Here is a 21,352-nt window from a genome sequence, read left to right as displayed (position 1 = left end):
CGTTAAAGCGCATCGTGAAAGATAACCCCGAGGCAATAGCGGGCGCCGTCGCGAATTTCACTGACGCCATGGCGCATTTTCACACGATAAGTTCCATGTGCGCACTCGACCGGGCGTTCATTGACGGCAAACGCGATCGCTGATCCCTTCTCCAGCGGTGCCACCATCGCTCGCGACTGGCGCCGCGGCGCCTGCTCCGTCATCACGAACTCACCGCCGAAAAAATCCCTGCCGGGTTGAGACAGCACGATTGCAACCTGCAGCGGAAAAACTTCGCCGCCATAAAGATCCTGATGCAGACGATTGTAATCGCCTGGCCCGTATTTGAGAATTAACGGCGTTGGCCGTTTCTGGCCCGCCATGGCGCAGCGCTTGCGATAGGCGCTAAGCTTCGCCGGATAGGCGTCGCGTTTTTGTTTTAACGTCATCCTCCATTCATTGGCGACGGGCGCCAGTTTTTCATAAAGCCGCGCGCGAAGCGTTGAGACAAGATCCGGCGCAGGGTCCGTGAAATAGCGATACTCGCCTTCCCCGAAGCCATGACGGCGCATGATGACTGTGGAGCGATACCGTGCATCTTCCTCGTAGCCGGCGATCAGCGCCGAACAGTCCTCATCACTTAACAACCGTCCCAGCGGCGCCCAGCCCTGCGCATTGAGCGCGTCATGAGCCCTCGTCCAGTCGATTTCTTCGATGCGGTCCTGAAGCGCGCCTGAAACAAACCGTTCCGGACGGCACCTTTTGCAGGGGCGAAACCCGGCCGCTTCGGCTTCAGCGCGCGTCGAGACAAAGATGACGTTCTCGCGTTTGGGACGACCCGAGCAGGAAGGCAGGCAGTAAACGCCAGTCGTCTTCACACAGGACCAGAACGCGCCGTCAACAGCGGCGTCACGGCGCTCGACCGCGGCCCAACGAGCGTCGTCGTCAAGTTGCGGCGGATGGACAAGGCGGAGATGGGCGGACGAGTTTAAGGACATGGCGGGGAAACTCCATTGTTTCGCCCGCACTTTATGGCGACCGCCAAGCCGACGCCGCCCGATTCTTGCTGCTATTTGCGGTCTTTATAAAACGGCTCGACCGTCCCCTTGAGCGTCATGGTCAACGGGTTGCCCTTGCGATCCATACTCTTGCCGACGGCGACTTTGATCCAGCCTTCGGAAACGCAATATTCCTCCACATTGGTCTTTTCCGTTCCATTGATGCGGATGCCGATATCGCGCTGGAAAATATCCGCGTTGAAATGCGGGCTTTTCGGATTGACGCTGAGACGGTCGGGGAGTTCGGGTAGTTCTTCGTCAGACATGCTTTGCCTCTATCGACGTGTGCGCGCGCGGATATAACGGACCGTCCCGGTCTTTGACCGCATCACGACCGTATGCGTCGAGACATGTCCGCGCTCCCATTTGACGCCATCGAGCATGGTGCCGTTGGTGACGCCTGTGGCGGCGAAGATCACATCGCCGGAAGCGAGGTCCATCAGACCGTATTTGCGATTGAGATCGGTGATGCCGATGCGTTCGGCGCGGCCGCGCTCATCATCATTGCGGAAGTGCAGCCGCCCCTGCATCTGACCGCCGACGCAGCGCAACGCCGCCGCCGCGAGCACGCCTTCCGGCGCGCCGCCCTGGCCAACATAGAGGTCAATGCCCGTATGGCTTTCCGTCGTATGGAAGACGCCGGCGACATCGCCATCGGGAATCAGAAACACGCGCGAGCCCATCTTGCGCGCGCCGTCAATCAGCGGCTGATGTCGCTCACGATCCAGAATGCAAAGGGTGATGTCGTCGGTGCCCACATTCTTCGCCTTGGCGAGAGACGAAATATTATCCTCGACAGAAGCGTCGAGATCGATCACGCCTTCCGGATAGCCGGGGCCGCAAGCGATCTTGTCCATGTAAACGTCAGGCGCATGAAGCAAGGTGCCGCCCTGCGCCATAGCGACAACGGCGAGCGCGTTGGACATCGCCTTTGCGGTCAGCGTCGTTCCTTCCAGCGGATCGAGCGCAATGTCGACTTTCGGACCATCACCCAGACCGACTTTCTCGCCGATATAAAGCATCGGCGCTTCGTCGCGTTCGCCTTCGCCGATCACCACCGTGCCCTGAATATGGAGTTTGTTGAAAGCATCGCGCAGCGCCGTGACGGCGGCCTGGTCGGCGCCTTCCTTGTCGCCATGCCCGATCATCGTCGAGGCGGCGACAGCCGCAGCTTCGGTGCAGCGGCCGACTTCCATTGTCAGAACGCGGTCTAGAAATTTTTCATCAGCGGACATGTTCACTCTTTCCGTAGGTGGTCAGACGATAAATCGCCAGATCAATTTTCAGTCTCGGGCGGCGTCAACGCCTCGCGCCGCTCCCGCGCCGCCGCGGCGCTGTCAGCGTCCAGACGAGACTTGAGCGCCTCCCCTTCGGCCGAAAGATCGCTGCCGAGTTCGGCTTCCACGGCGGCCCGATCTGAAGCTACGTCTTCGGCCAGCGCCGTGCGGGCGTCAACCAGCATGTCGGTTTCGGCGGCCACTTCACTGACAGGTTTTTTCTGCGGACGGTCGCCCTTTCCGGGCGTCAAAGAGAGATTGGGAAAGGACCCGGCGCCCTTTTCCTCACGGCGCTCGGCAATGCGCGCTGCGACGGCGGGATTCACTTCCTGGTCGCCAGCGAGGTCTTCATATTTGACGATGCCTGGCGGGGCAAAGCGGGCTAGATCGCCGGACTCGCATCCTGTTAGCGCAAGAGCTCCCACAATGAGGGATGAAGCCCACGGCTGAGATCGTTTTACACTGGACACAAGGCCATCCTATAAAGGCGAGAGACGACTAAAGCACAAGACTTCTTTAACCCTTAACCGGGCGTATGGCGCAAGTGAAAGAAAAATCAGACAAAAAAAGCCCGGCCAAGAAGAAGAAAAAGGCGGCGGCGAAGACTTCTTCGAAGACGGCCCCAAAGGCTGATCCGAAGCCAAAAAGCGGATCGAAGCCAGCGCCTGAACCGGCGGCCGCCCCCAAAAAGCCCGAAGAGGCGGCGCCTCACCGGTCGCTCTATCAGGATTTTGACGCCCTTTCCGAATATCTCACCGAGGTCAGCGGCAGGAGCCAGGAAGTCATCCGCGAATTCGCCGTTCGCAATCAGGACCTGCGCCGCCTGACCGGCGAGATCCCGGCGGACCCCCTGAATGTCGGCGAAGCCTTTCAGGAGATGCTCAAAGGCCTCTCCATTGATCCGGGCACCGTGCTGCAGCGCCAGTTCAATCTGTGGGGCGACTACGCCAAGCTGATGGCGACCATGTCCCGCAAGATGGCCGGGGAGACGGTCGGCCCCGCCATCAAGCCGTCAAGCGGCGACAAGCGCTTCACCCATCCCGCGTGGGACGAAAACCCCATGCTGGATTTCGTCAAGCAATCATATCTCATATTTGCGCGGTGGCTTGAAACGACGATCAGCCAGCTCGAGTTTGAAGACGAGCATGAGAAGAAAAAGGCTGAGTTCTTCACCCGGCAATTTATCGATGCTTTTGCGCCGACAAACTTCGCCATGCTCAATCCTGAAGTGATCGAGGCGACGCTGGAGTCAAAAGGCGAAAACCTGTTGAAGGGACTGAAGAACCTGCTTGAGGATATCGACCGCGGCCATGGCGAGCTATCGATCCGGCAGGCGGATCTCGAATTTTTCAAACTAGGCGAAAATATCGCAACGACGCCAGGCAAGGTCGTCTTTCAGAACGAAATTTTCCAGCTCATTCAGTACACTCCGACGACCGAGGCCGTGGCGAAGATGCCGATGCTGATCGTGCCGCCCTGGATCAATAAATTTTACATTCTCGACCTGCAGCCGCAGAACTCGTTCATCCACTGGCTCGTGGATCAGGGCCGCACCGTCTTCGTCATGAGTTGGGTCAATCCGGGACCGGATCTCAAAGGCAAGACTTTTGAAGACTATATCAAGGGCGGACTTTTCGAAGCGCTGGACGCCGTCAAAAAAGCCACCGGCGAAGAAAAAGCCGACACCATCGGCTATTGTATCGGCGGCACCATGTTATCGACCGCCCTCGCCCTGATGGCGAAAAAGAATGACGACCGCGTCAACTCCGCTACCTTTTTCACGGCGCAGGCGGACTTTAAAGAGTCCGGCGATCTTCTTTTGTTTGTCGACGACGAACAGCTCGACGCCATCGAAAAGCAGATGGACGCGGCGGGCGGCGTTCTTGAAGGGCGGGCTATGGCCACAACTTTCAATATGTTGCGCTCCAACGACCTCATCTGGTCCTTTGTCATCGATAACTACCTGAAGGGAAAAGACCCGGCGCGGTTCGATCTTCTCTATTGGAATTCCGACGCCACTCGGATGCCGAAAAACGTCCATCTTTTCTATTTGCGCGAATTCTATCAACGCAACCGTCTCGCGCGCGGCGAGATGATCATGGATGGCGAAACCCTTGATCTCAGCGCAGTCGACATTCCGATCTTCATGCAGGCGGGCGAGACCGATCACATTGCGCCACATAACTCCGTCTACAGAACAGCGCGGCTGTTCGCCTCCGGCGACAACGACAATGTTGAATATATGCTGGCGGGCTCCGGCCATATCGCCGGCGTCGTCAATCATCCGGACAAGCACAAATACCACCATTCCACCAATGAAGCGCTGCCGGCGACGCTTAGCGACTGGAAAGCCGGCGCGACGCGTCATCCGGGCTCATGGTGGCCTTACTGGATCGCTTGGCTGAACAAGGTGAGCGCCGGCGAGACAACAGCGCGCCAGCCCGGCGATGGCGGCCTCTCGATTATCGAGGATGCGCCCGGCTCTTATGTGAAGGTGAAAGCCTAAGCCATATGCATCTCCAGGCCTATCTCGACCGGATCGGCTACAAGGGGCCCATTCGGCCTGACGCCGGCGTTCTCAGGGCTGTGCACCGCGCCCATGCCGAGACCATTCCTTACGAAAATCTCGACGTACAACTGGAAACGCCGGTGACGCGCGCGTGCAAAGCCGCATTCGACAAGATCGTGACGCGACGGCGCGGCGGCTGGTGTTACGAAATGAACGGGCTGCTCGGCTGGGCGCTGGAAGAGATCGGCTTCAAGGTGGAGCGCCTCGCCGGCGCTGTGGCGCGCGATGAACGCGGCGACGACGCGGTCGGCAATCACCTTGTTTTAATCGTGCAACTTGATGAGCCGTGGCTCGCCGATGCGGGCTTTGGCGACGGCCTTATCGAAGCGATCCCGCTTCGAATGGGCGCATTTTCAAACGGACCTTTCCATTGCCGTCTCGAAGACATTGGCGGCGGTTGGATGCGCTATCACAACGACCCGCGCGGCGGCGGACCAACTTTTGATTTCAATCGAAGCGTCAGTGATGAAGTGCTCTTGGAAAAGGCGTGCGGTTTGCTGCAGACCCACGAAGAATCGATATTTGTCCTGAATGCGGTGGTCCAGCGCTGGCTGCCGGGCCAGCATATCTCCATGCGCGGGCGCGTTTTTACGGCTCTGTCTAGCGACAACAAGATCGTCGATCTCATTGACAGCGCGGACGCCTATATGCAGGCGCTGGAAGAGCGTTTCGGACTCACTCTGCCTGAAGCGACATCGCTCTGGCCGAAAATTTGCGCCCGGCATGAGGTTGTTTTCGGCGAGCCCTCACAACCTTAACTTTTCGTTAACCAATCCGAATCACGGTGGGGGCAACCAAAAGCCGGGGGGCTGTCATGAGCCGGATGGATGTCACAACGCAGGAACTGTTCCTGCGACTGGGAACAACGTCGCAATCGCGCAGCGCAAGAGCGGACGCGCTGTTTCGTCGGCTGCGCCATGCTGAACAGGAACAGCTATCGGCGGATCTGATGCGCGCGCCGAAGCGGCTCGATGTCGCCAACGCCCAGCCGGCCGAAGCGCCAAAGGCGCTCCGCCGCACTTAGACTTCAATACGATCCAGCTACTGTCGCGGGCGCTGTTGTTGCTGCATTTGCTGTTGCATCTGCTGAATTTGTTGCGGCGTTACGGTTTGCTGGCCCGCCGCTTTCCACGCTTCAATGCCGCCGCGGTACCACATCACATTCTTGTAGCCGAGATTAATGGCGCGCAGCGATGCGTTGTAAGACATCCAGCATTGCGTTGACTGACAATACAGGATCAACGGGATTTCCTTATTGCCCTGTGTCATCTGCGACAGGAACTGTCCGAACTCTTTCTGTGTGGCGTCGTTAAAGCTGCCGCCCTGATGCGCCGGAACGGCGTAGGTTGCGCCCGGCAAAAGCTCCTGACCGCCCAGAACATCGAGCACGATGAACGGCGTTTGCCGCCCCTGCACCAGCTCCACAATGCCCTTTGTGGTGATCACCTGTCCGCCGGGAATGCTCGCCGGGGTTGGTCCATGCATGGCGCCGTTGTGGAGCTGACTTGTCGGCTGCACGCCGAAATCCTGCCGCTCCATTGCCGCCAGCTGATCGAGCGAACCGCCGCCCATTTGCGGCCCCTGCTGCGGCGCCGGTTGCTGGCCGCCCCATGGCTGTTGCTGTTGAGGATAGCCCGGCTGTTGTTGCGGATAACCTTGAGGCTGCGGCTGGTAGGGTTGTTGCGAGGGATACCCTTGAGGCTGTTGCTGCTGCGGATATTGGCCTTGTTGAGGATACTGACCCTGTTGTGGGTACTGGCCCTGTTGCGGATAGGGCTGTTGGGCGTTTTGTTGCTGCTGGGGCTGCTGTGCGCCGAACCCGTCCTGCGCCGCCGCCGCCGTTGCCAAACCAAATGCAACGGCAAGAAGTGTCATCGTTATTTTCATGTCTGTTATCCCTTACTGCGCCGCTTCGAGGCGCTGGCCATCCATGCCGAGATCCCGATAGGGCTCGAACATGGCGTCATCGGTCAGCACAAAGCTGCCGTCATTCAATTGCCAGGCGTTGTCATAGGTGTTGTCGAGCTGAACTGTCCCGCCATTATACGGATCATTATAAGTCTCGACGCCGAGGATCGCTTCGGTGCTTTCACGCTGGATCCGGTCTGAGCTTGCATTCTGGTTGCGCCAGGACTCCATCTGCATGTCGAGAATATCGCTTCCGGTCCTGGCTATGATGCGAGAGCGGTCCTGGGCGCCCTTCAAATTTGTCTGCGCGATTTTGGCGTTGTGCCGGGCCATGCGCTGGCTCCATTCCGGCGCCTCGCGGATAGACTTGCGGACAAGTTCGGTGAAGTTGAAATCAAGTTGCCCGTTTGGCGCGCGCATCGCGTAGGCAGGCATGGCGGAGCCGGCCAGAATTTCCATATCGCCCATGCCCATGCCTGACGTATCCTGCATGCGGCTGTAATTGATGAGCGCGACCGCCGCGATGGTCTCGCGAATTTCACCGCCATTGCCGTTATAGGCGATCAGCGCTTCACCCGCCTCAACCCAGCTGCGCATATCCATGCCGGGCATCGGATTATTTGCATTGAACTGCTTAAAGGGCTCGGCGATATCCTCTCGCGGACGGAAATCAATAATCCGGGCGCCGGGCCGGGTCTGCGACACCAGATATTCGATATATTGTTTGATCCCGCCGATCTGCAGGAACGGGCAGCCGCCCGTTTGTCCGGGGCCGGAGAAATTATTCCAGGACCAGCTAAAAGACGGCATGAGCTGCACGCCTGATCGCCCGTCAGGTGACGACGCTGAATAATTCACCGTGGAGCCGCCGCCGCCGCATCCCATATTTTGCCCCCAGACAACGCCGCCCTGGCCGTTCCAGTCCACCGGCACCATCATGGTGTAGGCTGTCAGCGGTTTTTCAAAACCGCTGCGATCGATGATTTCGACGCGCTTTACGCGATGCGCGCCCGGCGGCAACCCTTTACCGCCCGCTGACATCTGTTGCGGGGGTTGTTGCTGGCGGGGTTGTTGCGCAGGCCCCGAGGCGCCCGGCTGTGCGCCGGCGTTCATGGCTGTCTGATAAAGCTGGACGGATGCTTGCGGAGCCGCGGGACCGCCCGGCTGGCCAGGCGCCTGATAGGACTGCTGACGCATGGCCGCCATTTCCCGGCGCAGCTCCGCCGCCATTTCCGGATCGACAGCCTCGATCTCCGCCAGCTCTTCCTCGCTGATGAAGTCTTCTTCACTGTAAGCGGCGCCATCATAGGAGCCCACTTCCTCACCCCCGGAACAGGCCGCAAGGGCGAAAAGCCAGCTGACGGCGAGCCCTGTTCTCATGAAAATCGCCATTGCCCGCCTCTCTTAAATTCTCGCCGGAGTCACGCGCTCCTACTGATGTAAGCGCAACCGTGCAGGAAAACGGGTCACCCGCATGGTCGCAAATTCATTCAAGACGGGCTAAACATCTGAAAAGAAAACGCAAAACACTGGAAAATATGACCCATTCGACGCACGCCTACACCCCCGACCCACGCAATGACACGATCAGGATCGACATCAATGGCGATCTGAAGCCACGCGCCGAAGCGACCGTTTCCGTGTTCGATTCCGGCTACGTTCTCGGCGATGGCGTGTGGGAAGGATTGCGCGTTCACCCCGGCCCAGACGGCAAGGGGGTGATTGCGTTTCTGGATAAACACCTGCGCCGTCTTTATGACGGCGCCAAGACGCTCGACTTCGAAATGCCGCTCACCAAGACAGAGCTTGCCAAGCGCCTCTACCGTTGTCTCGACGCCAATGACGGCCATGACGGCGTGCATATCCGCCTGATGGTGACACGCGGCGTAAAAGCGACGCCCTATCAGGACCCGCGCGCGACAATCACACCGCCGACAATTGTCATCATTCCCGAGTTTAAAACGCCGCTGCCGGAAAATGCAAAACAGGGCGCCCGGCTGTTCACCGCGCATGTGCGCCGCGGCTATCCGGATGTCCAGGACCAGAAACTGAACTCCCATTCGAAACTCAACTGCATCATGGCCTGCATCCAGGCGGCGAAGGCCGGCGCCGACGAGGCGCTAATGCTCGACCCGCATGGCTTTGTCGCCACCTGTAACTCAACGCATTTCTTCATCGCCCGTGACGGAGCCTTGTGGACCTCCACCGGCGATTTCTGTCTCGGCGGGATTACGCGCCGCACGATCATCGACCTTGCGAAGGAAAATGGCATCGACGTGCATGAGCGTAACTTCTCCTTGCACGATGTCTACAACGCCGATGAAGCTTTCATCACCGGGACCTTCGCTGGCGTCACGCCAGTCGCGGAAGTCGATGGTCGCAAGATCAGCGCCGCAGCTGGACCAATGGTGCAAAAGCTCCAGGCCCTCTACAAAAAGCTGATAGAAGAAGAAGCCGCAAAAGGACGCATCATTCCATGACCGACAAACCCGCTGACAATGCCGCGCAAATGGCCTCGCCCGCTTATCTACTGGCGGCGCTCGATCAGGAATTTCTCTTAAGCGACCCATTACGCGGCGTGCGCTTTCTCCTCGAATATGAAAAGGCGGAAGAGCACTTGCGCGCCTGGGGCGTCAATTCAACTATCGTTGTCTTCGGCTCTGCGCGCACTCACGAAAATGGAAATGGGGAACACACGCGCTGGTATGGCGCGGCGCGCGAATTTGCTCGCATCGCCTCTGAACGCGGCGGCGCCAAAGATAAAGATCATGATGGCGCGCGTGAAAACGTCATTGCAACGGGCGGCGGCGGCGGAATCATGGAGGCGGCGAATCGCGGCGCCCATGACGCCGGGGCGCCATCGATCGGTTTTAACATCCGCCTCCCCTTCGAGCAGGAGCCCAACGCCTATTCGACGCCGGACCTCACTTTCCAGTTCCACTATTTCGCCATGCGCAAAATGCATTTCGCCATGCGCGCAAAAGCGCTGGTGGTCTTTCCGGGCGGGTTCGGGACATTCGATGAGCTTTTCGAACTCCTGACGCTAATCCAAACCGGCAAGAGCGACACCATTCCCGTCATCTTGTTCGACGAAGACTACTGGACCAAGGCCATCAACTTCCGCCATCTTGTCGAGCATGAAATGATCAGCCCCGGCGACCTCAACCTGTTTCACTACGCGTCGACGCCTGAGGAAGCGTGGGAAAAACTGCTCATCGCGGGAATCTGCGGCGGGCCCGAAGCCGACGCAAAATAGATGACCCGAAAACCCGCGAAGAAAAAAACAACAAAGAAAATAGCGGGCCGCGAGAAAACGCCCGTCACCTACGAGACGTTAAAAGCGCTCGCGATGTCGCTTGACCTGCCCGGCGTTACGGAAGCTGTTTCCTGGGGGCAGCCCTGCCTCAAGGCTCATGGCAAGCTGTGGTTCTTCTGGAGCCCGTCGGAAGACGCGCCGGTCTTCAAGGTCCCCTTCGAAGAGCGCGACATGCTGGTCGACGCCGCGCCGGAAACGTTTTTCTTCACGGACCACTACAAGAATCACAAGCTCGTGCTGGTCCGTCCGGATCGACTCGATCCTGAGTGGGCCAAAGCGAATCTTCTTCGCGTATGGCGGGAAATAGCGCCGAAAAGACTCCTCAAAGCCTACGATTCCGGCGAAGTTTGACGCATCCGACCTTGCCAAATCCGCATAAGCTGCGAGACTTTCCCACAGGGTATGGGCTGAACAGGGGCGATTGTGTGCAGAATATTCTTCTGATCGGAGCCGGCGCGAGTCTGGTCGGACTTTTATTGGGCTGGCTCGGCGGTGCGTGGACCGCACGCCGCAAATACAGAACGCAGGCGGAGGAGGTTCTCGGCGAAGTCGTCAGATTGCGAGTGCTGGCCGAAGAAAAGCTTTCCGGCGACGATCCGGACCTCGACGAACTTGTCGATAATTTCCAGACCGCCGTCACCGGCGCCTACGACGCTATTCAGGCTATGGAAAATCAGGTCAAAATCACAAAGATCAAAAGTGAAGGCAGCCGCCAGGTGATTGCGTCGTCAGCACAGATCATCCGTATGATCGAAGATCAGGCTGGCCTGGACGCCGCCCCGGTCGTCATCACGCCACAGACAAAAGCGCCGCGCCTCGCAGCTAAAAAGAAAGCCTAGGATCCAACGATCACATCATTATGGCGCCAATTCGCATCGCCATGCTCTCAGGGCCCCGCAACATCTCCACAACGATGATGCGCAGCTTCGAAAACCGCGACGATTGCATGGTCGCGGATGAGCCTTTTTACGCCTGCTATTTGAAGGCGAGCGCCGCGAACCATCCCTTACGGGAGGAAACGATTGCGTCGCAGTCGGCGGACTGGAAAACCGTCTGCTCAGAATTAAACGCGCGAGAGGGCGCCGAATATAGTTTTGAAAAGCATATCAGCTTTCACTTCGCCTTTGCGCCGGATTTCGGCTGGCTGGATGACGCGCGAGTTTTTCACCTGATCCGCGATCCGCGCGCCATGGTCGCATCCTACAAGAACAAGCTGGACGATGTGGCGCCGATCATCGATTCCTATCGCATCCAGCGGCGTTTGTATGAACTGAGGCCCGCGCCGGTTATTGACGCCTCAGATGTGTTGAAGGCGCCAGAAGCGACATTACGCGCGCTTTGCAAAGCGCTCGGCATGAGTTTCTCGGAAAAAATGCTTTCCTGGCCGGCAGGGCCGCGCGACAGCGACGGCGCATGGGCGTCGCACTGGTATGACGCTGTGAACGCCTCCACAGGCTTCAAGCCATATGAAGAAAGAAAAATTAAATTGTCGCCGGAGCTGGAAACGGTCGCCCGCGCCTGCGCCGTTGATTACGCTTTTTTCAGCTCCCGTCGTCTTGTCGCTTAAGCCGCCTTATTCGTCCGCCATGGCCGCCTTGTATACGGACTGCTTCGGCGCCTGGAAAAGCTTCATCACCATTGGCTCAAACGCCTCCAGCGGCATCGATTCATAATTCGGGTCGAAAGCCGGCTGGTCGTATTTTTCACAAAACTCGGCCGTATGCTGAAAATACTCATGATCGCGGAACTGGTTGCGCATATCGCGATCCATGCCGAGATAATGAAAGAAATAATAGCCCTGAAAGATGCCGTGCTTTTCCACCATCCAGTGGTTCCGCTCAGAAACGAAGGGCTTGAGAATCGCCGCGGCGATATCGGGATGGTTATAGGCGCCGAGCGTGTCGCCAATGTCGTGCAAAAGCGCACAGACCACATATTCCTCGTCGCGCCCGTCGCGATGGGCCCGTGTCGCGGTTTGCAGGCAATGCTCCAGCCGGTCCACCGGAAACCCGCCATAGTCCCCCTCAAGCAATCGCAAATGATCAAGAACGCGGGCGCCGCCATTGGCGGCGAAAGGCGCGAACTGGCTGGCGATGATCATCCAGTCTTCCTGCGTGCCTTCAGTCATGGCGTGAAACTTGGCGCGCGGCGCGCCCACATCTCCATGGTCTGGCATGAACATTTCCTCCGGCTTTGACTTCGTTTCGGTCAAGCTTACAGTTTTTGAACGGCTGGACTCAAGCTTCTGGCCCAGACCGGACAGAAAGGCGGCGCAAAAGTGATTGCACGGCTGGCGACAACCCTGACGGGGATCGTGCTCATGCTGTATGGGCTGATCGCCGCCTTTTCGCCGCTGCCCCTGGGCGCGCCCCTAGTCATTCTGGGCCTGATCATGATTGCGGCGGCGAACCCGGCGGCGCGCCCCCTGATCCTCTCCATGCGCCGACGCTGGCGCTGGTTTGACTTCCTCGTGCGCAAGGCCGCCCGCCACTCGCCCAAACGCTATCACGAAACCTTCGCGGACACCGATCCGGCCACCCATCCTGAACCCGCAAAAAAAGATGGTTAAGTCTCCTTCTTTTTAGATTTTTCGCTGCACCGGCAAACGCGCCGGTGATAAAAGGCGTCCATGAGCGTTTCGGTCTGTATTTTTGCGCGTAATGAAGAACGGCTTTTGCCCCGCTGCGCCGGCGCCCTGGACGCAGCCGGACTTGGCGCCAACGACCAGACGCACATTCTCGTTAATGGCTGTACGGACGATACACTCGCGGCGGCAAAGCTTCTCGCCGCCGCGGACCGGCGGATCACCGTTCACGAACTGCCTGTGGGCGACAAGGCCAACGCCTGGAATGAATATATTCACCGCCTCGCCGATCCGGAGGTTCCCGTTCATGTGTTCATCGATGGCGATATCACAGCGAGCGAAGACGCTATCGCCACCCTTGGCGCGGCGCTAAAGGCGGCGCCTGACGCCTATGCGGCGGCGGCGCTTCCCGCCGCAGGCCGCAGCCGGCGCGGCTGGGCTACGTTGCTGCTCACCAATAATTATCTCAGCGGCAATCTCTATGCGCTCTCTGGCGCTTGCATCGCCGCCTTCCGGCGGGAGGCGTTGCATCTTCCTTACGGCGCCAAGGGCGAAGACGGCCTCATCACCTATCTGTTGTTGACGGATTTGAAGGGCGGTCCCAATGACAGCCACAAAAAGCGCATCGTCATGGCTGAAGAGGCGACGTTCGAATTCGACTCCCTGCAGGCGAACTGGCGCGATTTCGATCTCTACCGCCGCCGTCTGCGCCGATATTCCGAGCGGCATTTTCAAAAACAGGTGCTTTATCGCCTGCTCAAAGAGCGCGGCGCCGAAGCAATGCCGGAAACGATCTATGAAATTTACACACAAGAGACGCTGGCGGCCTTACGCCCGCGTCATGGTCTTGTGGATTACTGGTTCGATCGCGCAACCCTGAAGCGGTTACGCGCAAAACAGGCGCTTTCGGCCGCGTCTGTTTAAGCGGCTTTTTCAACCTGTGTGAATTCGAGCTCAACCGGCGTTGCGCGGCCGAAGATCGAAACGGCGACTTTAACGCGCTCGGCGTCTTCGTCGACTTCTTCAACAACACCCGAGAATGATGCGAAAGGACCGTCGGTGACGCGCACATTCTCGCCGATCTCGAAGGTGATGGTCGATCGCGGACGGGCCTCGCCTTCCTCGATGACGCCGCGAATGCGGTCCACTTCCTTTTGCGGCACGGGCATCGGCTTGTTACCCGATCCGAGGAAGCCGGTCACTTTCGGCGTTTCTTTGATGAGGTGATAGGTCTCATCATTGAGGGTCATCTTGACGAGCACATAGCCCGGGAAAAAGCGCCGCTCGGTGTTGATCTTGCGGCCGCGGCGCACTTCGGTGACCTCTTCGGTCGGCACGAAAAGCTCCTCGATCAAATGCTCAAGGCCTTTGTCCTTTGCGGAGGTCAGGATCGATTCAGCGACTTTCTTTTCGAAATTCGAATATGCGTGAACGATGTACCAGTTGCTCGCCATGCCAGTTGTTCCGTTTGTTGATTGTTAGTTGTTGGCGCCGACGCAATCGATAGGCAGGACGTGACAAACCGTGAACCGCAGGCCCTGATCCACGCCGAAGAAGAAGAGCGCCATGATCGCCACCATGATCAGCACCATGGTTGTAGAGACGAGGGTTTCGTTGCGCGTCGTCCAGGTGACTTTCGCCGCTTCGTTGCGAACCTGCTGGATGAACTCCATCGGCCCTACGCGCTTTTTCTTTTTAACCTCGGTCGCCTTGCCTTCGATGACCTCAGCTTCGCCAGCCGGTTTCTTCTTTTTCGCCATATCTCGCCGCCTTATATTCTGGGCTTTAAGGGCCAAATCCGACGTCCCTCCGGACACAGCTTCTCGTGCGCAGGTCCCGCGCTTTGAAGAATCTCCAGAGGATTTCGGAAGACGCCGCCCTAGGTAAACCTTTTCGCGGGCCCGTCAAGAAGGCTTTGCCGCCGAGGCTAGGAAAATCACTCGCCCGCAGCGGCCTCCTCATGGGCCATCAGGGCCTCCCAGGAGCGCGCATAGGGGTTTTCGGCCCCTATAGGGCCCTCAAACCAGGGCTGGCCGCCCGGAGGCCCCGCCAGCACGTAATTTGAGAGGATAACGCCGGGGAATTCATCGGCGAGAGCCTTGTTGATCTCGTAATTGATGCGCCCACCGCGCTCGCCCCATTGAAATTCTCTATATTGCGCTGTCGTCATGGCGTATTCGACGCAGCCGCGGTTCGGGTCCCATGTCTTACAGGGCCGGGTGAAATGAGACCCGCCCTCATAAGCGCCGATCAGCTTGACGCCATATTGCGCGCCCTGCGCCGCCGCGCCCCGAAAGAGCTTCAGCACATTGGCGCGGGTACCGAGAAGACGGTCGGAACCGTTCAGGAAATAGTCTTCCAGCGCGTCTAGATCGCTCGGGTCGATCCCGCTTTCCGTGAGGCCTTCATGATAGCCCCAATAGCTTGCAACCGAAACGCCAAAACCCGGCGCGTGCTCCGCCCAGCGCTCACCCTTTTTGTCCATATAGGCTTTGGCGCCGCGAAGCGCCGCGCCGGTCAGCTCCACATAAGCCGCCTGCCCCTCGACCACATAGGTAATGCTCTGGTCACGGCCCGCCCTTTCGAGAGCGCCGTCAACAGCGAGCTTGAAACGCGCCATGAGCGCGCCGTAGCCTTCGCGCAATCCGTTATGTTTCGGAATACCCAACCATGGCGCGAGGCCCCAGCCCATGCGCTGCGCATAGGTCGTGGTCAGGAAATACTGGCCTCCGAAATTCCAGACTTCATTGGCAAGCGAAACATACAGCGGCCGGTCCGCAGGATAGCCGCTCGCGATCAGCGCTTCGACAAAAGCGTCGGCGTATACATCCCATTCCTCGCTTTCGATGACATTGACCGCGTCGGCGCCGGCGGCGTCGGAAAACCGCGCCGCCCAGATGTCAATGCGGCCATCCTCAGGCCGTGAATCGAAAAGCGTCTGCGGAGCGCCGAGCGTAATCGGCGCCTGAAACCAGATCATTTTCCCGCTTTCGGTTCCAAGACGCAAAGCGGCTTCAATTGGCATTCCCTGCACAGGGCTTGGATATTTGAATTGCGGCTCACCTGTCGCATTGCCCCAATCGGTCGCCGCCCAGAACGCCGTCTCCATAGAGGCGAGATCGTCAACAGAACGGATCGTTGCGCTGTTGGCTGACTGGATGTCCATTGTCCGGACAATGTCGTAACCGGCGATCCCTTTCAAAAAAGCAGGATTGTAAATTTTTCCGGCCTTGACCGCTTCTTCGTTTTCCTTGCGGTAAAGCTTCAGGGATTTTAGCGGGCCGTTGAGCCCGCGGATCTGGATGCGCGAATGATCGAGCGTCTTGCCGCGTTTGAAATTGCGGGTGAACACAATACGGTTTTTCGACTCGCGCCACTGCATTTCCCGGGGCAGGTAATCGATCCAGAAATCAGCATCGCCTTCCCATTCAAGCACCCAGTCACCATCCCAGTGCAGATTCATTTCCGGTGAATTGGCTGGAAAATAAATGCCGCCATTCAACCATTTTCCATTTGGCAGTTGCGTCGGCAGCAATGTTTTCTTGTCCACGAGGCCAGCCGCAACAATCTCGCCTGTGTTCATGCCGCCGCCTTCCCATACGACGGGACTGGCGTTGATTAGATTAATGAACGGCTCCTCCATATTGAAGGTGGCCGGATACCAGGGACCAACTTGCATCAAGGGCCGTTGCGGCGCTGCGCTGTGGGTGGGCGCAGAGGTCTGCGCAGCAAGCTGCGCTCTCGCCTCGGCGAGATCATCAGCGCCTTGCTGGGGCTCAGCAGCGCTTGAATCGCCGCTGCCGCCGCATGCGGCCGAGCCCATAAAAAACAAGGCGGCGGCGAGAACTTTTAAACTGCGCGACATGGGGCGGTCTCCAGTGACTATCTTGCGCCGATCCTAGCAAGGTTCGCGCCCCAGCGGCAAAAACATCAAGCCCGTTAACCTATTATGACGCCTGCACACCGGAAATTCGTCCCTAGCCTATTGAAAGCGCCGAGTTGCGGCCTTAATGCAGGGGCTGGCCTAGGGGTGTAGCTCAGTTGGTAGAGCATCGGTCTCCAAAACCGAGGGTCGTGGGTTCGAGTCCCTCCGCCCCTGCCATCGTTTCGGATATGAAACGTCTTGCGATGCTATTTTGAGTCTATCTGGCGTCTAATCTTACCAATCTGTAATCCAAGGCAACGCTCAGTTTTTTATCTGAGGGCTGGCCAAGTTGCGTGAGCCCAGCGGGGGCTCTGGTTTGACTCGGCGTCGCTAGCGTTGATCGGGCGCCGCCGCCGCGAAGTGGAATTTGAAAGGTTGCGTCCCATCGCCCGGGATGCAAACAACCTTTTGCCCACGGCAACGCACGGCTCAATCAAATGGCTCAGTGCGTTAAAATGGCAATTCGTCAGCATACAGATACAATAGACATTCTTCTAACCGGGCAGGAAGTCCGGGCGATTTTACGCGTCTCGAAAACAGAGTTTTTCAAAAACTACAGATATGCTCAGGGCTTCCCCCAGCCATTAGATTTGCCCGGCTTTCCGCGATGGCGCCGGGCCGACATTCTTAACTTTATCAGGACAGCTAAACAGCGACGCCCACAACGGGAGGCGGCGCAATGACTCAGCCCTTCACAATAAAAACCGCCACACTGAAAATCGCCGCCGACGCTTTGTCGATGGTGCTGGATGACGATTGCGGTTTGTCCGCCAAACAGTCCGACGCATTGATAAAAAAAGCCAACAAGATTTTGAAGCTGGAAAAGCAAAACAAACTCGCTGACGCGTTCCAGCTTGCAACCGAGCTTGAAAACGAAATTGAAAGTTTGAAAAATGAGTAAACGCATAAACATCCCCCACGATGAATCTGTTGTCTTTATCCAGCGTTTTGGGATGGGGCGGGTGAATCAATTCGTAGTCATCGAATACCGGAGTCATATTCGTACTGTTCTTGATAATCATCTTTGGCGGACATTGAAAAATAGCAACGGCGATACCTTCAAAACTTTCGGCGATTTTATGGAAGCTGAATTACCGGAAGGCGCCGAGACGCGATTGGAATTTGTTGAGCAGCTTTGCTCGCAGACTCCAGCGCTTCTTTCAAAAATAAAAGACGCGTGGGGAATGCAAGATAGAGAAGACGCTGCACGCTCTCAGATTGACGCCATCATGTCCCGTTTTGGCTGGCAATTTGTAATGAGCCATCTTGTCAAACGCTGCACAGCAACGCCGCTGCGTGGATTCCTGCGTGGAAAATAAGGCTGATTTCGCATTTAAGAAAGTCTGCGATATAATTAATCTGTACACCCCCTACATAATTGAGGAATTTATGGACAAGCAAAAATCCGCTGAGTTGTTTGTGTTTGAGCAAACGGTACAGGAAATAATTCAGACTGAGAATTTTTTACATACAAAACTAGAAGAGCATCCCGAAAAATGCGTGGCGGGTTGCATTGATGCGTTTATGTATTTGGCGAGAAAGAATCCCAATTGGGCTTTGGAAATCCGCTCAGTGATGGTGCGGCTGAGAAATGATTTGCATAACGGCACGGCTGACAGATTCAGAAACGATCTGAAAAAATGAGTGAGAGTCGCCGGGTTGATGGGCGAAAAAAACCCAAACATTTTGACGACGAAAAAGTTGAATTTATAAAACGATTGTTGAGTTATCTGTGACGTTTGCCGCTCACTACGCCGACTATTTTTCTTTCGGCTTGAAAGTTCTTCCGGTCTACGCCAGCAAAGGCAAGGGCAACGACGAGCCCTGCATAAATTCGTTTTACATATCGGCGCCGCGACAAAATCTGAAAATGCTTGCCCGTCTCGCTGAACAATTTCCGGGCGAAAACATCGGAATTATTTGCGGCAAAGTGAGCGGCGTTACGATCTTGGATATCGACGACGCAAAACAGGCGCCAGAGCTTGAATACCTCGCCGGTGAGACGCCGTTAAAGGTCCGGACATCGCGAGGCATTCATTGTTATTATCGCCATGACGGCGAAACCTCGACTGATTTACGCCGCATTTCAAAATATGAAGCTGAAATTAAATCCGGCGGCACTTACGTCATGGCGCCGCCGTCACGGCGCCGGGATAAAGACTTTGAATATTCATTCATTGACGGCGACTATTCACTGTTGCCTGAATTGCCCACGATTAAACCGTTTGTGGCGGACTTGCTGTTGGGAGCCAAGAAAGCACGCGGCGCCGCCATGTCCCGCAATATTGAATTGTTCCGCTATCTCAGAGAACAGGCGAGACATTGCGATTCTGTAGATGACCTGATTGATATAGCGCTAACCTACGCCATTCAGTTGAGGGAGCAGTATTGGCTGAAAGATCATCCTTTCACGGATCAGGAAGCCATCAACACTGCACGGCAGGTCTGGCGTTATAAAGAAGAGGGACGGCTTTTCGTCCCCGGACAACAAACCGTATTCATCGCGACTCACGATCTTGACCGGCTCATGGCCCATGGCGCCAAAGGAAGGAATGCAATTACGCTATTGCTCAAACTTCGCGGCGCCCATTACAACAGAAAAGAATTCGCCATTGCGGCGGAAGCCATGGAAGAAGATTTGAAAATGTCAGCAAAGACGATCCGGCAAGCAAGAGAGTTGCTTGTTGAAGAGGGGTTGTTGAGGTTGACAAGGAAAACAAAACGGGGGTCAAAGGAACCCTATCTATATTCTTTAGTTACTCAGTAGGCGGTAGATTCTCCCTACAATATAATAATACAGGTTTATATTCTTAGACTCTGGTTATAGAAGCCCTTCACAGACTGTAGAATTAAAAACTTCAAGCAGTCGGCTTCGCCCTTGTTTTTAATTCTTGTAATGGACATTACTAACCCGAATCTTTTTTGAGTCTTTTTACGTGTGGGCGGAAAAATATTTTCTGGCGCCATTAAATTCTGAATCCCTCTTGTTTGGCGTTCAATCACAAGAGCCGCCGATTTGACAGATTGGTCTGTGTACGTCATAATTATAAGTAAGCGGTGTTTGAGACTGCCAGCCTTCAGCCAGAATCCTCCGCCTACGGTATAATTGTAGAATAGACTCAGAGATTTGGGTGTTAAAAAATTTTATTAAATCAATATGTTACACTGTGGAAAACCCAGCCTTAAGTTGCCGCAACCTAGCCCAAGTACACCCCCGGCCCCACAATCGGGTGTTACATTATAACGCCCTTCCGAATGGCTTCCCACTAACGAATTTCAGAAAAACAAAACGTACACGGAATAATTGAAAATGGATTCACGAGTTGGACAAACCAATCTGACAATCAAATTCGGCTCTACGGATTATGAGCCAGCCAATGAAGCGGCGGCGAAGTTGAAGGAAGCCCGAAAGCAAATCGCCCAGCGGTACAGTGAGCTAGTTGCGGCGGAAAATATCCTTAAGGAAGACGCCACAGTCAGTGAGCCAATGCGTTTGGTGAAGTTATCCAAGCTCGCCGAAAACCGCAGTCAGTGGGTTTATGATAGATTGCATGAAGCTCGCAGCATCGCCCATAAACAACTGGCGTTACATCAATCGAAAATTGAGACGCTGTACCAAATGCCATCCAGCCAGAATCTGGAAATGCGTCACAGAGATATGCGGCAATACCTAACTCGGATGCCGCTCAACAAGCGGATTGAGTTTGTCAGAGACGCACTCTTACGAAAAGATGAAGTCATCTTATCCGCCATCGTCACGGCGCCACGCGAGCTTAGCGAAGTCCTGCCGCTTCATTATGGCGAAGCAAAAGTCGCACTAGCCCAGATCAAGGCGCCAGCAGATTTCAACGCAATCAACATCATTCAGGAAGAGCTTGAAACCTTAGACGATGCTGAAAGAAATTTCGACTCCGCCGTCATGGATGAATTCGTAACTCCCGGCGCCGATCTGGAAAAGAATCAAGAATTATCAAACCGACTACTCGCCGATATTTAATCTTTATAAGGACAATCAATATGTTTAACGGAAATCATAATACTATTTGGCGTTTACCGCCCACGCAAAAGCCCGCCCCGTTGGTTGAGAGAGAGCCGGACGCAATCCGCCGCTGGGTTCCAACCGCCCCAAGCATCGATTCAAATAGAATCATCATTCGCATGCCGGGTAAAAAATAATGGCTAGAAGTTGTTCCATCTGTGCCAGCGGTAAATCCGAGATTGTTGACGCCGCTATTTTCGGCTCTGAAACGCCCACACAAATCTGTAAACGATTAAAGCTGACACCAAGCCAGTTGCGAGCCCACGCTAAGCACGCTCTGGCGCCTGCCGATTTTAAAATCGATAAACCGGCTTCCCCGTCCCCGTCAAAAACATCGACTTTTTCAGAGTCGGAATCAGAGCCGGTGAAGCTGGAATCGAATTCACTTGATGAATTGATACGTCAACGTCAACGCCTTCTCGAAGACATTCAACAGGCGAAAGACACAAAGAATAGCTATCACCAGCTAAAGGGCGAAGCGGCCTTACAAAAGAATATTGAGCTTCACGCCAAACTCGAAGCGGAAAAAAACAGTCTGAATATAGACGCAGCAATACAAACCGCCGCAAAGGCTCAAATTAACTCGCTCGTGCGGTTTTTAGTTCATCAGCTTACTGACTACCCGGAAGCCGCAGCGGCTCTCCAGCGGGCTTTAAATCAAGAATACGGGTATAACCCAGAATATTCAGTGTAACGA

Annotated in this window: 26 protein-coding genes and 1 tRNA gene; 17 read left to right on the top strand and 10 right to left on the bottom strand. The window is 56.1% G+C overall.

Annotated elements, in window-relative coordinates:
* Positions 1-2: 2 nt before the first annotated feature.
* The 4 genes from ACFOOP_RS14330 to ACFOOP_RS14315 form a co-directional block, all read right to left on the bottom strand.
* Complete coding sequence (locus tag ACFOOP_RS14330; protein WP_379881799.1) at positions 3-977, bottom strand: 2OG-Fe(II) oxygenase; 975 nt, start codon at positions 975-977, stop codon at positions 3-5.
* A 71-nt stretch (positions 978-1,048) separates the two neighbouring features.
* A complete protein-coding gene (locus ACFOOP_RS14325) occupies positions 1,049-1,303 on the bottom strand; it encodes a DUF3297 family protein (protein WP_379881798.1) in 255 nt (84 codons plus the stop codon).
* Positions 1,304-1,312: 9 nt separating this feature from the next.
* Positions 1,313-2,272, bottom strand: a complete 960-nt coding sequence (gene glpX / locus ACFOOP_RS14320; RefSeq protein ID WP_379881797.1) for a class II fructose-bisphosphatase — start codon at positions 2,270-2,272, stop codon at positions 1,313-1,315.
* Positions 2,273-2,313: 41 nt separating this feature from the next.
* Positions 2,314-2,739 carry a hypothetical protein gene (locus ACFOOP_RS14315; RefSeq protein WP_379881796.1) on the bottom strand — a complete coding sequence of 142 codons (426 nt, stop codon included), beginning with the start codon at positions 2,737-2,739 and terminating at the stop codon, positions 2,314-2,316.
* A 110-nt stretch (positions 2,740-2,849) separates the two neighbouring features.
* On the opposite strand from ACFOOP_RS14315, the gene phaC reads away from it, so the two are divergent.
* The 3 genes from phaC to ACFOOP_RS14300 are packed head-to-tail and all read left to right on the top strand — an operon-like array spanning position 2,850 to position 5,907.
* Positions 2,850-4,820: a class I poly(R)-hydroxyalkanoic acid synthase gene (phaC, locus tag ACFOOP_RS14310; RefSeq protein WP_379881795.1), complete on the top strand. Its 1,971-nt coding sequence runs from the start codon at positions 2,850-2,852 to the stop codon at positions 4,818-4,820.
* A 5-nt stretch (positions 4,821-4,825) separates the two neighbouring features.
* Positions 4,826-5,641, top strand: a complete 816-nt coding sequence (locus tag ACFOOP_RS14305; RefSeq protein WP_379881794.1) for an arylamine N-acetyltransferase family protein — start codon at positions 4,826-4,828, stop codon at positions 5,639-5,641.
* Positions 5,642-5,697: 56 nt separating this feature from the next.
* Positions 5,698-5,907 carry a hypothetical protein gene (locus tag ACFOOP_RS14300; RefSeq protein ID WP_379881793.1) on the top strand — a complete coding sequence of 70 codons (210 nt, stop codon included), beginning with the start codon at positions 5,698-5,700 and terminating at the stop codon, positions 5,905-5,907.
* 17 nt (positions 5,908-5,924) lie between these two features.
* Here the strand turns inward: ACFOOP_RS14300 and ACFOOP_RS14295 are convergent, their stop codons facing one another.
* Together ACFOOP_RS14295 and ACFOOP_RS14290 are read right to left on the bottom strand one after the other, a co-directional pair.
* Entirely contained in the window at positions 5,925-6,770 is an 846-nt protein-coding gene (locus tag ACFOOP_RS14295) for a rhodanese-like domain-containing protein (RefSeq protein WP_379881792.1), read from the bottom strand.
* 12 nt (positions 6,771-6,782) lie between these two features.
* Complete coding sequence (locus ACFOOP_RS14290) at positions 6,783-8,183, bottom strand: hypothetical protein (protein WP_379881791.1); 1,401 nt, start codon at positions 8,181-8,183, stop codon at positions 6,783-6,785.
* Positions 8,184-8,329: 146 nt separating this feature from the next.
* On the opposite strand from ACFOOP_RS14290, the gene ACFOOP_RS14285 reads away from it, so the two are divergent.
* The 5 genes from ACFOOP_RS14285 (at position 8,330) to ACFOOP_RS14265 (ending at position 11,674) form a co-directional block, all read left to right on the top strand.
* The gene (locus tag ACFOOP_RS14285; RefSeq protein WP_379881790.1) at positions 8,330-9,271 is read left to right on the top strand and encodes an aminotransferase class IV; all 942 of its coding nucleotides are present in this window, start codon (positions 8,330-8,332) and stop codon (positions 9,269-9,271) included.
* Entirely contained in the window at positions 9,268-10,047 is a 780-nt protein-coding gene (locus tag ACFOOP_RS14280; protein ID WP_379881789.1) for an LOG family protein, read from the top strand. Before ACFOOP_RS14285 ends, ACFOOP_RS14280 begins: the two co-directional genes overlap by 4 nt.
* Entirely contained in the window at positions 10,048-10,458 is a 411-nt protein-coding gene (locus tag ACFOOP_RS14275; protein ID WP_379881788.1) for an MmcQ/YjbR family DNA-binding protein, read from the top strand.
* Positions 10,459-10,532: 74 nt separating this feature from the next.
* A complete protein-coding gene (locus tag ACFOOP_RS14270; protein ID WP_379881787.1) occupies positions 10,533-10,946 on the top strand; it encodes a hypothetical protein in 414 nt (137 codons plus the stop codon).
* Between the two features lie 20 nt (positions 10,947-10,966).
* On the top strand, positions 10,967-11,674 hold the full coding sequence (locus ACFOOP_RS14265; RefSeq protein ID WP_379881786.1) for a sulfotransferase-like domain-containing protein: 708 nt from the start codon (positions 10,967-10,969) through the stop codon (positions 11,672-11,674).
* A 6-nt stretch (positions 11,675-11,680) separates the two neighbouring features.
* On the opposite strand, the gene ACFOOP_RS14260 is transcribed toward ACFOOP_RS14265, so the two are convergent.
* A complete protein-coding gene (locus ACFOOP_RS14260; RefSeq protein WP_379881785.1) occupies positions 11,681-12,283 on the bottom strand; it encodes an HD domain-containing protein in 603 nt (200 codons plus the stop codon).
* Positions 12,284-12,385: 102 nt separating this feature from the next.
* Here ACFOOP_RS14260 and ACFOOP_RS14255 point away from each other — a divergent pair, with 102 nt between their 5' ends.
* Positions 12,386-12,676, top strand: coding sequence for a hypothetical protein (locus tag ACFOOP_RS14255; protein WP_379881784.1), 291 nt, complete (start codon positions 12,386-12,388; stop codon positions 12,674-12,676).
* Positions 12,677-12,736: 60 nt separating this feature from the next.
* The gene (locus ACFOOP_RS14250; RefSeq protein WP_379881783.1) at positions 12,737-13,615 is read left to right on the top strand and encodes a glycosyltransferase; all 879 of its coding nucleotides are present in this window, start codon (positions 12,737-12,739) and stop codon (positions 13,613-13,615) included.
* Here ACFOOP_RS14250 and nusG read toward each other — a convergent pair.
* The 3 genes from nusG to ACFOOP_RS14235 form a co-directional block, all read right to left on the bottom strand.
* On the bottom strand, positions 13,612-14,145 hold the full coding sequence (gene nusG / locus ACFOOP_RS14245) for a transcription termination/antitermination protein NusG (protein ID WP_379881782.1): 534 nt from the start codon (positions 14,143-14,145) through the stop codon (positions 13,612-13,614). The genes ACFOOP_RS14250 and nusG overlap by 4 nt on opposite strands.
* Positions 14,146-14,169: 24 nt before the next feature.
* Positions 14,170-14,451, bottom strand: a complete 282-nt coding sequence (gene secE, locus ACFOOP_RS14240; protein ID WP_379881781.1) for a preprotein translocase subunit SecE — start codon at positions 14,449-14,451, stop codon at positions 14,170-14,172.
* 176 nt (positions 14,452-14,627) lie between these two features.
* Positions 14,628-16,556: a hypothetical protein gene (locus ACFOOP_RS14235; protein ID WP_379881780.1), complete on the bottom strand. Its 1,929-nt coding sequence runs from the start codon at positions 16,554-16,556 to the stop codon at positions 14,628-14,630.
* Positions 16,557-16,717: 161 nt separating this feature from the next.
* Between ACFOOP_RS14235 and ACFOOP_RS14230 the strand changes: the two genes are divergently transcribed.
* The 7 genes from ACFOOP_RS14230 to ACFOOP_RS14200 all read left to right on the top strand — a co-directional run bounded on the left by ACFOOP_RS14230 (position 16,718) and on the right by ACFOOP_RS14200 (position 21,349).
* A tRNA-Trp gene (locus tag ACFOOP_RS14230) sits at positions 16,718-16,793 on the top strand.
* A gap of 502 nt (positions 16,794-17,295) precedes the next feature.
* Positions 17,296-17,517, top strand: a complete 222-nt coding sequence (locus tag ACFOOP_RS14225; RefSeq protein WP_379881779.1) for a hypothetical protein — start codon at positions 17,296-17,298, stop codon at positions 17,515-17,517.
* A complete protein-coding gene (locus tag ACFOOP_RS14220; RefSeq protein ID WP_379881778.1) occupies positions 17,510-17,935 on the top strand; it encodes a hypothetical protein in 426 nt (141 codons plus the stop codon). The genes ACFOOP_RS14225 and ACFOOP_RS14220 overlap by 8 nt, the downstream gene beginning before the upstream one ends.
* The gene (locus ACFOOP_RS14215) at positions 17,883-18,260 is read left to right on the top strand and encodes a hypothetical protein (protein ID WP_379881777.1); all 378 of its coding nucleotides are present in this window, start codon (positions 17,883-17,885) and stop codon (positions 18,258-18,260) included. Before ACFOOP_RS14220 ends, ACFOOP_RS14215 begins: the two co-directional genes overlap by 53 nt.
* Positions 18,261-18,348: 88 nt before the next feature.
* Positions 18,349-19,383 (top strand): bifunctional DNA primase/polymerase, encoded by a 1,035-nt coding sequence (locus tag ACFOOP_RS14210; protein ID WP_379881776.1) that lies wholly within the window; start codon positions 18,349-18,351, stop codon positions 19,381-19,383.
* A gap of 543 nt (positions 19,384-19,926) precedes the next feature.
* Entirely contained in the window at positions 19,927-20,613 is a 687-nt protein-coding gene (locus ACFOOP_RS14205; RefSeq protein WP_379881775.1) for a hypothetical protein, read from the top strand.
* A gap of 178 nt (positions 20,614-20,791) precedes the next feature.
* On the top strand, positions 20,792-21,349 hold the full coding sequence (locus ACFOOP_RS14200; protein ID WP_379881774.1) for a hypothetical protein: 558 nt from the start codon (positions 20,792-20,794) through the stop codon (positions 21,347-21,349).
* Positions 21,350-21,352: the final 3 nt, after the last annotated feature.

This window comes from Hyphococcus aureus (assembly GCF_042643165.1).
Taxonomy (GTDB): domain Bacteria; phylum Pseudomonadota; class Alphaproteobacteria; order Caulobacterales; family Parvularculaceae; genus Hyphococcus; species Hyphococcus aureus.
The sequence above is the reverse complement of the archived record's forward strand: the minus strand, read 5'-3'. Positions and strand labels throughout refer to the sequence as shown.

Excerpts from the sequence above, each read along its gene's own strand:
- ACFOOP_RS14275 (WP_379881788.1), top strand. The coding sequence starts at position 10,048 with ATGACCCGAAAACCCGCGAAGAAAAAAACAACAAAGAAAATAGCGGGC.
- ACFOOP_RS14220 (WP_379881778.1), top strand. The coding sequence starts at position 17,510 with ATGAGTAAACGCATAAACATCCCCCACGATGAATCTGTTGTCTTTATC.
- ACFOOP_RS14280 (WP_379881789.1), top strand. The coding sequence starts at position 9,268 with ATGACCGACAAACCCGCTGACAATGCCGCGCAAATGGCCTCGCCCGCT.
- ACFOOP_RS14200 (WP_379881774.1), top strand. The coding sequence starts at position 20,792 with ATGGCTAGAAGTTGTTCCATCTGTGCCAGCGGTAAATCCGAGATTGTT.
- ACFOOP_RS14205 (WP_379881775.1), top strand. The coding sequence starts at position 19,927 with ATGGATTCACGAGTTGGACAAACCAATCTGACAATCAAATTCGGCTCT.
- ACFOOP_RS14285 (WP_379881790.1), top strand. The coding sequence starts at position 8,330 with ATGACCCATTCGACGCACGCCTACACCCCCGACCCACGCAATGACACG.
- ACFOOP_RS14235 (WP_379881780.1), bottom strand. The coding sequence starts at position 16,556 with ATGTCGCGCAGTTTAAAAGTTCTCGCCGCCGCCTTGTTTTTTATGGGC.
- ACFOOP_RS14250 (WP_379881783.1), top strand. The coding sequence starts at position 12,737 with ATGAGCGTTTCGGTCTGTATTTTTGCGCGTAATGAAGAACGGCTTTTG.
- ACFOOP_RS14305 (WP_379881794.1), top strand. The coding sequence starts at position 4,826 with ATGCATCTCCAGGCCTATCTCGACCGGATCGGCTACAAGGGGCCCATT.
- nusG (WP_379881782.1), bottom strand. The coding sequence starts at position 14,145 with ATGGCGAGCAACTGGTACATCGTTCACGCATATTCGAATTTCGAAAAG.
- ACFOOP_RS14295 (WP_379881792.1), bottom strand. The coding sequence starts at position 6,770 with ATGAAAATAACGATGACACTTCTTGCCGTTGCATTTGGTTTGGCAACG.
- ACFOOP_RS14300 (WP_379881793.1), top strand. The coding sequence starts at position 5,698 with ATGAGCCGGATGGATGTCACAACGCAGGAACTGTTCCTGCGACTGGGA.
- phaC (WP_379881795.1), top strand. The coding sequence starts at position 2,850 with ATGGCGCAAGTGAAAGAAAAATCAGACAAAAAAAGCCCGGCCAAGAAG.
- ACFOOP_RS14225 (WP_379881779.1), top strand. The coding sequence starts at position 17,296 with ATGACTCAGCCCTTCACAATAAAAACCGCCACACTGAAAATCGCCGCC.
- secE (WP_379881781.1), bottom strand. The coding sequence starts at position 14,451 with ATGGCGAAAAAGAAGAAACCGGCTGGCGAAGCTGAGGTCATCGAAGGC.
- glpX (WP_379881797.1), bottom strand. The coding sequence starts at position 2,272 with ATGTCCGCTGATGAAAAATTTCTAGACCGCGTTCTGACAATGGAAGTC.
- ACFOOP_RS14265 (WP_379881786.1), top strand. The coding sequence starts at position 10,967 with ATGGCGCCAATTCGCATCGCCATGCTCTCAGGGCCCCGCAACATCTCC.
- ACFOOP_RS14260 (WP_379881785.1), bottom strand. The coding sequence starts at position 12,283 with ATGCCAGACCATGGAGATGTGGGCGCGCCGCGCGCCAAGTTTCACGCC.
- ACFOOP_RS14325 (WP_379881798.1), bottom strand. The coding sequence starts at position 1,303 with ATGTCTGACGAAGAACTACCCGAACTCCCCGACCGTCTCAGCGTCAAT.
- ACFOOP_RS14330 (WP_379881799.1), bottom strand. The coding sequence starts at position 977 with ATGTCCTTAAACTCGTCCGCCCATCTCCGCCTTGTCCATCCGCCGCAA.
- ACFOOP_RS14290 (WP_379881791.1), bottom strand. The coding sequence starts at position 8,183 with ATGGCGATTTTCATGAGAACAGGGCTCGCCGTCAGCTGGCTTTTCGCC.